Source organism: Paenibacillus glycanilyticus (assembly GCF_051200795.1).
GTDB classification, from domain to species: domain Bacteria; phylum Bacillota; class Bacilli; order Paenibacillales; family Paenibacillaceae; genus Pristimantibacillus; species Pristimantibacillus glycanilyticus.
The window spans coordinates 29,317-39,886 of record NZ_CP195155.1 but is presented as its reverse complement, the minus strand read 5'-3'; the positions used below and the strand labels follow the sequence as shown (position 1 = coordinate 39,886).

Below are 10,570 nucleotides of genomic sequence, written 5' to 3'. Positions count from 1 at the left end.
CGTGAAGGCACCCCGTTTCTATACACAAGACAAAAGGCAAAGAAATAGAAGCTTTATTTTACAATAGGAATCATCGAAAAGAAGCCTCAGCCGAATGCCAAGGCTACGAACGCTATTGCGTTACATTACTGCAGCGGATTTACGACGAGCAAAAGCTCCGGGTTTGCTTCCAGCGCCTCGCGGCAGTAGTCGCAAACAACCTTAACCGTAATATCGCCGTTCGAGTTATACGCTATTATATCGCTGCGCTCTTCGGGGGTCAAGAAATGGAAACCAAGCCGCGACTCGGAAATTTCCTTCTCCTCTATCGTCCCCATCGGCGTCCGGCAGTGCCGGCAAATATAGTTCACAGCCATATGTATGCCTCCTGAAGAATAGTTATACCCTTCAGTATGCCCGTTTTGTCCGAGCTTAGGCGGTTACTTGTTAAACTTGGCCATCGTATTGTCGAAGCTCGCCTTCAGACTATACTCCACCGCGTCGCAGGCCTGTTCAATCATGCTCTTCAGCGCTTCCTGCTCGCTCTTCGGGAAATTATCGAGCACGTAGTCGGCAATGTTGCGGCCCGGCTGCGGACGCGAGACGCCCATTCGGATCCGGTTGAACTGCTGCGTGCCCAAATGCTGAATAAGCGACTTGATGCCGTTATGGCCTCCTGCGCTGCCCTGATAACGAAGCCGGACTTTACCGACCTCCGTATCCATATCATCGTAAACAATAAGTCCGTCTTCCAAATCAGCCTTGAAGTAATCCATGAAGCTCCGGACAGATTCCCCGGACAGATTCATATACGTCATCGGCTTAATGAGGACAACCTTCGTGCCTTGTACATTTCCTTCGCCAATCAAAGCCTTGCATTTGCTCTGCGTCACTTGAATGTTCCAGCGCCGAGCCAGCTCGTCTATGACCATAAAGCCTACATTATGCCGCGTGCTTTGATAGGTTGTGCCGGGATTCCCCAGCCCTACAATCCACTTCATGCTATCCTGCTCTCCAATCTCATTTTGCGTATGTCTATATTCATTCTACACGATGGGCAATATTCCCTGCACGAAAGGAAGAAACGGTATCTTCCCGCGGAGGGCAGATACCGTTTGTCCATTCCTTTATTTTGCGAAATCAACCTCGTGCATTTGCGCTTCCGTGGAACGCGATACCGCTTCCTTCGCTTCCACTTCCTGCGCCTCCGCTTCCTCGGCCGTCAGGTCCTTCTGAGGTACCAGAACCGTCACGAGCACCGCCGAAGGATCGGTCATAATCGTTACGCCAGCCGGAGCCTGAACGTCTCCCACCAGATAGCTGCTTCCCATCAGAAGGCCGGTTACGTCAACCGGAATCGAATCCGGAATACTTCCCGGGAGGCAGCGCACCTCCAGCTCATGCAGCAAAGCCTGCACGATGCCGCCCTCGCGCTCGCCCTGCGAGTCCCCAACCAGATCAATACGGACATGAGTTGTTACTTCCTCATTCATATTGATTTGTTGGAAATCAACATGGATCAGCTTACGCGACAGCTTCTCGCGCTGTACGTCGGCAATCATGACCGACTGTTTGCCCGCGCCCGGAATGTCCAGGTCGATGACCGCATTCGGATGGGAACGCAGCAAAGCGAGCAGCTCCTTCTCCTGAATGGCCACGGAAGCCGGGGAAGCGAGCTGCTTGCCGTAAACGACGCCGGGTACCCGGCCGCTTGCCCTCAAGCTGCGGAGTTCGCTCTTCATGGTTGTATTTCTTTGTTCTGCCGTCATTGCTATGGACATCGGGATAGGAACCTCCTAAAAAGTCAATTTCCATATCACTTTGCCCAACTGCTGGAAAACCTATTCTTTCTTGCTTCTTTCTTTCTTCGCTTTCGCGCGGGCACGGATCTTATCCGCATAACCGGCTTTGTTCTCCTGACGCTGACGAGCAATCGCCAGATCCCCGGAGGGAACGTCATGAGTGATGGTCGATCCGGCTACGACGTAAGCTCCCTCGCCAAGCTTCACCGGTGCGATCAGATTGACGTTGCTGCCTACAAAAGCATTGTCGCCGATCTCCGTGATCGCTTTGTTGAAGCCGTCGTAATTGACCGTAATCGCTCCGCAGCCGATATTAACGTCTTTGCCGACTACGGCATCGCCCACATAGCTCAAATGCGACACTTTGCTGCCGTCGCCAAGCGTAGCGTTTTTCAGCTCGACGAAATCGCCGACCTTGCAGCCCTCGCCAAGCTTCGAGCCCGGACGCAGGTTCGCGTAAGGACCAACCGTGCTGTCCTTGCCCACAACCGAATCGGCAACCGTCGAATATTTTACGGCAGCGCCGTTTTGAATCTCGGAATCGGTGATATCGGCCTGAGGCCCGATTTCGCAATCCTCGCCGATAACCGTTTTGCCGCGCAGAACGGTGCCCGGATGTATAATCGTATCCGCTCCAATGCGCACATCGGCTTCAATGTACGTATTCGCGGGATCAATAATCGTTACACCTTCAATTAAATGCCTGCGGTTAATGCGCTCGCGCATGAATCGTTCGGCATCCGCCAGCGCTACGCGGTCGTTTACCCCAATCGCTTCCGCCAGGTCCGGCGTGCAATAAGCTTGAACCGTATCGCCGGCATTGCGGAAAATACCGATAACATCGGTCAAATAGTATTCGCCTTGCGCATTCTCGTTCTTCACTTCCGCCAGAGCCGCGAACAGCTTCTTGTTGTCGAAGCAATACGTACCCGTGTTGATTTCCTTCACGGCTGCTTCTTCGGCCGAGCAATCCTTCTGCTCGACAATGCGCTGGACGGCGCCGTCCGCTCCGCGAATAACGCGTCCGTAACCCGTCGGGTTATCGAAGGATGCGGTCAGAACCGTTGCTGCCGCGCCGGTGGATGTATGCAAGGCCAGCATCGATTGAATGGTCTCCGCCCGTACAAGCGGAGTATCGCCGCAAATGACGATCGTTGTGCCTTCCTCCGAACCGAGAAGCGCTTCTGCTTGGCGTACGGCATGGCCGGTGCCCAGCTGCTGCTCCTGCAGCACGTATTCCGCGCGGTCGCCGAGGTAGCCTTTTACCATTTCCGCCCCGTGACCAACGATAACTACCGTCCGCTCGCTCTTTGCTTCATTAACCGTATCGAGCACATGGCCAACCATCGGTTTGCCGCTCACTTGATGAAGAACCTTATATAGTTTCGATTTCATCCGCTTGCCTTGACCGGCAGCCAATACAATCGTCATTACCTTCAATTGAAATTCCTCCTACACTACCTATTTTGAATGTTGTTATTTATAAGTTTGGATGTCCTATGAATAAATTACGCAAAAGTACGCGTTCCGCCACCTTGTAAAAGACTATATCCCATTATACACAAAAAGAAAAGAGAGCCTCACGGCCCTCTTTTCTATTATCCCTTTGTTAAAACGGCGTCCGCCGTCCCGACAAAGGGACGCAATTCCGTTACTTAAAGGATAGGCTTAAGCTCCTTCTTCAATTGCCACTTCTTCCACTGCCGCACGCTCGTATTCAGCGAGTACAGCAGCTTGGATTTTCTCCCGGGTCGTCGAAGAGATTGGGTGAGCGATATCCCGGAATTCTCCATCTGGCGTACGTTTGCTAGGCATAGCCACAAACATGCCATTGTTACCATCGATGACGCGAATATCGTGAACAACGAATTCATTGTCAATGGTGATAGAAGCAATAGCTTTCATACGCCCTTCCGAATTTACACGGCGGAGTCTGACATCAGTAATTTGCACTTGTGTTCACCACCTTTGCCTATCTGAGACTTGGTGTATACTTCCACATTTTTGTGCTAATTCCTTCTGCTTTTTTGGAAAAAAATGCGATATTTAAAATATTTTTTTACAGATAATTTTTTTTCGTTTCTATTCGACAACAGTCGATGCAATGAGCTCGATTTCGACAAGCACATCCTTCGGAAGCCGCGCCACTTCAACCGCGGAGCGTGCTGGCTTATGGTCGCCGAAGTAGGAAGAATAGATGCCGTTAACAATTGCAAATTGATTCATGTCTTTCATAAATACTGTTGCTTTTACAACATTATTTAATGTTACTCCTGCTTCTTCTAATACTGCCTGTAAATTACGGAAAACCTGGTGCGTCTGTTCCTCGATTCCGCCCTCTACCAATTGGCCCGATGCGTCCAGCGGAATTTGACCGGAGGTGAACAGCAGATCCCCCACCTTAATAGCCTGCGAATACGGCCCGATTGCAGCCGGCGCTTTATCTGTAGCGATTACTTGCAGCTTTTTGTCTGTCATTGCGAATTCCCAACCTTTCTATTCATGTAATACACGCAAAGCGGCTGCGCCGCTTTGCTCTTTTATTTGAAATAGTTGCCCGGAATAACTTTTGTCTGCTTCGTCTTCAGATCAACGGCCGTCAAGGTCGCAAGCGATACGTAATCCTCGAGCAGGCGCTCTTCATGCTCCACTTCGCCCGATTCTACAAATACGCCAACGCCCGCTACGGTCGCCTTGAATTCGTAAAGCAAATCCATCATCCCTTGTATCGTACCTCCGGCTTTCATGAAATCATCAATAATAAGGACGCGGGACTGCTCCTTGAGGGCACGTCTGGCGAGGGACATCGTCTGGATCCGTTTGTTGGAGCCGGAAACGTAGTTGATGCTTACCGCCGAACCTTCCGTCACTTTATTATCTCGTCTTACAATCACAACCGGCAGATTGAGGCAAGCCGCCGTTGCGTAAGCAAGCGGAATTCCTTTGGTCTCAACCGTCATAATCACGTCAATATTTCGGTCAGCAAAAGCTGTCGCAAACATTCGTCCAACATCGGCCAGCAGCTCCGGTTGTCCCAGCATATCGGTCATATACAAATAACCGCCCGGAAGTACCCTCTCAGGTTGTTCCAGTTGGCGGCAAATGTTGTCCATAATCGATAAAGCCGTGGAAGTATGCATCTTAGGCGTGTATTTCACGCCCCCTGCAGCACCGGCAAGCGTATTTAATTCACCGAAGCCTTCCTCTTCGAAGACCTCTTTTATAATGGCCAAATCTTCACTGATGGAAGATTTCGCAGACTGATAGCGATCAGCAAATGCTGTGAGCGAAATTAACGTGTGGGGACGACTCAGCAAATATTGCGTCATCTCTACCAGTCTTGCGCTTCGCTTCAATTTTTTCAAAGCCATTCCCCCCACTAAATCCGAATAATATAAAGTCAATATAACATTTTTATACGGATTTAATCAAGAAAAACGTCAGCATTATGTCAGCATTCTTACCACGTAGACTTCCTTGCAGAATCCGCGAAGTCCATTATAGATACGTGGAAGCTTGGCTTCCTTCGAGACTAAACCAAACACCGTTGGTCCGCTACCCGACATGAGGACGCCATCGGCACCTAACTTTTGCATGCTTTCTTTCAGCTGCAGCACTTCCGGATATAAATCCAAGGTCACATTCTCGAGCACATTGCCGAGTCCGGCGCAGATATCCGTGAAGGACCCGCGTTCGATGGCCGATACCATCTCCTTCGTTGAAGGATGGTTCTTCAGCTCATTGGCACGCAGTTTTCCGTATACATCGGCCGTTGATACGTTAATAGGAGGCTTGGCCAATACGACCCAGCACTGCGGCGGATTGCTGATGCGCTCCAGCTTCTCCCCGCGTCCGCGCGCTATCGCGGTACCGCCCGTTACGCAGAACGGTACGTCGGAGCCAAGCTCAGCGCCGAGGCGGCAAAGCTCGTCCTCCGATATATTTAGCTGCCACAGGCGGTTCAGCCCGCGCAGTGCGGCGGCAGCGTCGCTGCTGCCCCCGGCCAACCCCGCGGCTACCGGTATCTTTTTATCCAGATGTATATATACGCCCTTACGGACGTCGTAACGCTCTTTGATCAGACGCGCAGCCTGGAAGGCCAGGTTCTTCTCGTCAAGCGGTATGTATCCAGCCTGGCTCGATATAATAATCGTATCCCTCGGCAGCTCCTCCAGCTCCAGACGGTCAGCCAGATCGACCATCGTCATGATCATCTCGACTTCATGGAATCCGTCCTCCCGCTTCCGCAGGACATCGAGCAGCAGGTTTATTTTCGCCGGAGCCTTTTCGTAAATTTTCATGGCAAGCTCTCCCGTTCGTTGTTAGCTAAGCAACATTATAACAAACGGGCACAAGAAAAGCTAAGAGGTCAACGCTGGCCTTAAACGCCCCGTTCTCTTAGCTTTTCTGACGGCTGTATTTCCAGTCTATTGCTGTCCGTGGTTTCTGGCTGCGGCCTGCTCCGCGAGCTGAATTGCCCGCTTTACCATGTTGCCGGCATCCTTTGTGCTAATACCGCCCCAGCCTTCTTGTTCCACCTTGTTGATGAAACCCAGATCCTTCGCCAGCTCGTATTTCAGTTGCTCGGACATGACACTTCTTCTGCGGCCCATGTTCCGTGCACCTCCTGTCCTTAGAAAGGTATGTGATTGCGGTTTAGTATGTGCCAAGCAGACGGTCGATTATGCAGCAGACTGAATTCAAGCATCCTCCGATATGAAAAAAAACGCGAATCCAATTGATCCGCGTTTAAGCATGCTGCATGCATCTATTGTTGAATATGGGTGATTCGGACTTGACCTTCGTCATTGCACACGGTCACTTCAACCGACTCTGTCAGTATATCCGCATAACTGTAGGAAACGCGCTTAAACGCGTGAGACTCCTGGTCCAGTTTGACAATGAAAACAGAAGGGTAGATTTCTTCTAACGTGCCGGTGCGTTCGATGGTCTTTCGCCGGCCACCGTTAGCTCGAAGACGGATTTTGGAGCCTACGTGAGCTTCCAAATTGCGTTTAATTTCCAATAGCGCGTTTTTTGCCATTGTCCACTACCACCTCTTTCCTTGTCCATTATAACCAGAAAGAGGAGGTTTGTCAAATGAAGCAAAATATTATATCAGCGTTTTTATTTTCTTGTCAACGGTTTTTTCGCCCATTTTTTCGAATTTGGTGCATATTCTCATAAAAAGTGTACATATTAAGACGTTATCTTCATGCTGGCCGTGGAATGGGTCACTTTTTTCGGCTTCGGCAGCCCCATCCGGTGCCTGCCCATCGTCTCAATACCGCCTACCCCGTCAATCCCGCTGATAGTCCCGTGAATCACGTCCGAGAGGTTGATTGACTCCCTGACAGACGTATAGCTTGCTTTAATTGCAATATATACAGGATCCAAGGCATGGATCAATATTCTTCCCGGGGAGCTTGCGAAGTTGGAGCCCGACTGCAGCAGCGCTTCGAAATGCGATTGGCATGCGCCGGCTACCACAACAAGCCCATCCATATTCTTTTCGTATTGGCGGGCAACGCGCACGGCATTTACGAAATGCTGCGAATTTTTATAGCTGCTCAGGCTATACAGATCTTCGCCCTCGCGGTTTTTGAGGACTCCGTCATGACCGGTGATCACAACGATATCCGGCTTTACCTGCGGCAGCAAACGATACAGCAGCTGTGCCATCTGCGATTCGTGAGCATGCACGCCATGCGCGGGCACCTTCATCGTTTGGTACAACTGCATGCTTTTCCGTAAGTAGTTGCCGTCTCCGTCCAAATGAAGCACTTTGCCCGGCAATTCGAAATAAGACTGGCTTTGCTGTTGCAAAGCAGCTCGGTCAGGGCTTGATAACACCGTAAGATGCGCCTTCTCCTGCCGCATCCGTTTAAGAGAGTCGTTCACTTTAATCTTCACTTGCTGCCGCGCGCTTGTCGCTTCCGGGTCACGAACAACCGACAAGTCGGGAATTGGCGCATCCGCAAGCAAACGGTAATCCGTGCCTTTCAATAACGCTTGATCGGATCGCATCTCTTCAACTCGGAACAGCACGTCACCGCCATAGGAATTGCGGACGACCAGGTCCCCTTGCTTCATGGGTAAATCACCTCTTCGTCTATCGTATGGGTGGAGGGGACGGAATGTGCGGAGAAAATTGTGCGATTGCTTAGGGGACGGGCTCCGGCTGCCGCTTTGAGGGACGGGGTAACTCCCAACGGCCGCTGTTGCCTGTACATTGCTTGAACTATGCCACATGGGTGGCAATGTACAGGCAAAGGCGGACGCTCCGCTCCTTATGGGAGTTACCCCTTACCCTCTTGCGGGTAGCCTGCGCCTCCCAATTGCCTCCCCACATTCCTTATGGGAGGCCGAGGCTGCCCGCGCTGCTGCACCTGGCGCGGCGATATGGCGGGCGGGCAGCGGCGTTGCCTGCCCGATGTTGCGTTGCCTACACACTCGAGGCCAACTTTTGCCTGCTGGCAACGAGTGCCTTACAAGCGTGACCCACCTTTGCTCCACGTAGCGTAGTGGCGTAGCAATGCCTGCCTGCGACAGAGCCCCAGGCGGAGAATAACCATTAACGGCATCAGAGCTGCATCTGGGGGCCGTTAGCAAATCACGCATATAAGGATGATTATATTGCTCTGAATCACTCTTTGCCGCCTTTGCGCCTCACTAGATGCACATCGCCCACCGCCATAATTAGTCCGTCAACAGGTTGGGAATTGCAAGATCTCACCGAAGAGTAGTTACTGTTCCCCTGGAGCAACGATTTGCGTTATTCCTTAAATTAAACTGTCTCTCCCCATTCCCTCACTTGCGTATTGCCCGGGTAATGGTGGAGCGACGGTGAGGCCGTGTAAGTCGGTTTTTCATGCTACAGGATCTTTAAGCAGTGTGCTTAGTATTCTTTGTGGGCTGTAAGAGGAAATTTTCGTGTTGCTGGGGTTCTGGAGGGCAAATGAAGCGAAGATAATTCGTGTAAGTCGGTTTTTTCGTGTTGCTGAGGCCATAGTGGATGGAGCAAACGACAGTAGAGCCGCGAAAGTCGTTTTTTCCGCGTTACAGGAGCATCTGGTAGCTGACAGATCTCAGTGGGATACTCTGAACGGATGAGCGGGCTGTTTGGGGGCCACAATGCCCCCGTACAGGCCCGAGGACCCGCACGGCGCTTCGCAGCCGTGCCAAGGCTCTCCCCGCCCGCCACTCCGGCGGCGGGCAAGGCCACAACAAACCGGCGGCGCTAACCGCTCGCCGCCGGCTCAAACAAGGCTCGGCTGCTAACAGCAGGCCGAGCTAACCCCGCCAGCCCGCCGCCAGGAAGGCGCGGCTGATGCGGGCGAACTCGTCGAGGGACAAGGTCTCTCCTCGACGGCCAGGATCAATCTCGCAGCCGATAAGCAGCTGCGTCATTTCCTCGCGGCGTTCCTTGCCCACGAACGCCGTCAGATTGTTCGCCAGCGTTTTGCGGCGCTGGGCGAAGCTCGCCTGGACGATGCGGAAGAAATGCGCCTCGTCCTCCACATCGACCGGCGGCTTCTCGCGCACCGCCAGCTTGATGACAGCCGAGTCTACATTCGGCTGTGGAATAAATACCGTATGCGGCACGATGCAGACAAGCTGCGGCTCGCAGTAATACTGCACGGCTACGCTCAAGCTGCCGTATTCCTTGCCGCCCGGCTTCGCCGCCATCCGCTCCGCGACTTCCTTCTGAATCATGACGACGATGTTCTCGAGCGGCAGACGCTCTTCCAGCAGCTTCATCAGAATCGGAGTCGTCACATAATACGGCAGGTTCGCCACGACGCTTACGCCAGTCACGTCAGCGAAACGCTCCTCGAACAGCTTTTTCAGATCCAGCTTAAGCACGTCGCCATGCACGACCTTCACATGCTCCTCGCCCGCCAGAATGTCACCCAGTATCGGAATAAGCCGGTTGTCGATCTCAATAGCCGTTACCGTGCCCGCTGCCGCAGCCAGATGCTGCGTGAGCGCGCCGATGCCCGGTCCGATCTCAAGAGCGCCCTTCGTCTTGTCGAGTCCGGCCGCGTTTACGATCTTGTGCAAAATATTTTGATCAATCAGGAAGTTCTGGCCCAAGCTCTTCTTAAACGAGAAGCCATACTTCGCGATAATTTCCTTCGTGCGTTTCGGCGTTGCTACTTCAATCGCCTTCATATCGTTTCCGCTCATACCGTTCACTCCTGTCCCTGTTCCATCGTACGCAGAGCCTCCGCGAATTCTTCGCGGGAGATCCGGAAGCTTGTACACCGTTTGAAAAACTGCTTGCCGTTCGCATATCCGATCCCAAGCAGCTTGCCCATCCGAAGACGGCGGTTTGCCGCGTCCGGATGGACGATAAGACCCGCTTCCATCAGATCCTCCCAGGTAATGTCCCCTTCTCCCGCCGCCATCTCCGTCCGCAGCTCGGAGAGCGCCTGACGAATCGCTTCGGGGCTTGCGTTCTCGATTCCGATATCGCCTTTGTACATGGCCTTCTCCTGCGGCAGAAAAGCATGCTTGCAGCCCGGCACGCGCCGCGCGACAATTTTGCGAATTCTCTCGCCCGCATGATCGGGGTCCGTAAATATAATAACGCCTCTGCGTTCCATCGCCAGCTCGATCCGGCGAAGCACTTCCTCGCCAACCGCAGAACCGTTCGTTTCGATCGTATCCGCCTCAACGGCCCGCTTCACGGCTACCGTATCGTCTTTGCCTTCCACCACAATAATTTCCTTAATCACAAGCGAACATTCCTTTCCAAAGCAGCAACTTTCGCTCTTCTTTCACCG

13 protein-coding genes are annotated in these 10,570 nt (G+C 52.5%); all 13 read right to left on the bottom strand.

The window, feature by feature from the left end; genetic code table 11:
* Window positions 1-125 precede the first annotated feature (125 nt).
* The gene (locus tag ACR9FF_RS00210) at window positions 126-356 is read right to left on the bottom strand and encodes an anti-sigma-F factor Fin family protein (protein WP_012772040.1); all 231 of its coding nucleotides are present in this window, start codon (window positions 354-356) and stop codon (window positions 126-128) included.
* 63 nt (window positions 357-419) lie between these two features.
* Window positions 420-980, bottom strand: a complete 561-nt coding sequence (gene pth, locus ACR9FF_RS00205; protein ID WP_127497012.1) for an aminoacyl-tRNA hydrolase — start codon at window positions 978-980, stop codon at window positions 420-422.
* 126 nt (window positions 981-1,106) lie between these two features.
* Window positions 1,107-1,760 (bottom strand): 50S ribosomal protein L25, encoded by a 654-nt coding sequence (locus tag ACR9FF_RS00200; RefSeq protein ID WP_127497014.1) that lies wholly within the window; start codon window positions 1,758-1,760, stop codon window positions 1,107-1,109.
* Window positions 1,761-1,820: 60 nt separating this feature from the next.
* Window positions 1,821-3,221 (bottom strand): bifunctional UDP-N-acetylglucosamine diphosphorylase/glucosamine-1-phosphate N-acetyltransferase GlmU, encoded by a 1,401-nt coding sequence (gene glmU, locus ACR9FF_RS00195; RefSeq protein WP_435168143.1) that lies wholly within the window; start codon window positions 3,219-3,221, stop codon window positions 1,821-1,823.
* 228 nt (window positions 3,222-3,449) lie between these two features.
* Window positions 3,450-3,734, bottom strand: a complete 285-nt coding sequence (gene spoVG / locus ACR9FF_RS00190) for a septation regulator SpoVG (protein WP_012772036.1) — start codon at window positions 3,732-3,734, stop codon at window positions 3,450-3,452.
* 129 nt (window positions 3,735-3,863) lie between these two features.
* Window positions 3,864-4,259, bottom strand: coding sequence for a RidA family protein (locus ACR9FF_RS00185; protein WP_127497020.1), 396 nt, complete (start codon window positions 4,257-4,259; stop codon window positions 3,864-3,866).
* Window positions 4,260-4,321: 62 nt separating this feature from the next.
* Window positions 4,322-5,146, bottom strand: a complete 825-nt coding sequence (gene purR, locus ACR9FF_RS00180; protein ID WP_012772034.1) for a pur operon repressor — start codon at window positions 5,144-5,146, stop codon at window positions 4,322-4,324.
* An 81-nt stretch (window positions 5,147-5,227) separates the two neighbouring features.
* Window positions 5,228-6,082, bottom strand: a complete 855-nt coding sequence (gene ispE / locus ACR9FF_RS00175) for a 4-(cytidine 5'-diphospho)-2-C-methyl-D-erythritol kinase (protein WP_201008801.1) — start codon at window positions 6,080-6,082, stop codon at window positions 5,228-5,230.
* Window positions 6,083-6,208: 126 nt separating this feature from the next.
* The gene (locus ACR9FF_RS00170) at window positions 6,209-6,394 is read right to left on the bottom strand and encodes a small, acid-soluble spore protein, alpha/beta type (RefSeq protein WP_012772032.1); all 186 of its coding nucleotides are present in this window, start codon (window positions 6,392-6,394) and stop codon (window positions 6,209-6,211) included.
* 155 nt (window positions 6,395-6,549) lie between these two features.
* Window positions 6,550-6,825 carry a biofilm formation stimulator Veg gene (gene veg, locus ACR9FF_RS00165; protein ID WP_012772031.1) on the bottom strand — a complete coding sequence of 92 codons (276 nt, stop codon included), beginning with the start codon at window positions 6,823-6,825 and terminating at the stop codon, window positions 6,550-6,552.
* Window positions 6,826-6,980: 155 nt separating this feature from the next.
* Window positions 6,981-7,874 (bottom strand): sporulation peptidase YabG, encoded by an 894-nt coding sequence (gene yabG / locus ACR9FF_RS00160; protein WP_127497025.1) that lies wholly within the window; start codon window positions 7,872-7,874, stop codon window positions 6,981-6,983.
* A 1,200-nt stretch (window positions 7,875-9,074) separates the two neighbouring features.
* Window positions 9,075-9,971, bottom strand: coding sequence for a 16S rRNA (adenine(1518)-N(6)/adenine(1519)-N(6))-dimethyltransferase RsmA (gene rsmA, locus ACR9FF_RS00155; RefSeq protein WP_280525717.1), 897 nt, complete (start codon window positions 9,969-9,971; stop codon window positions 9,075-9,077).
* Between the two features lie 5 nt (window positions 9,972-9,976).
* Complete coding sequence (gene rnmV / locus ACR9FF_RS00150) at window positions 9,977-10,522, bottom strand: ribonuclease M5 (protein WP_248757487.1); 546 nt, start codon at window positions 10,520-10,522, stop codon at window positions 9,977-9,979.
* Window positions 10,523-10,570 lie beyond the last annotated feature (48 nt).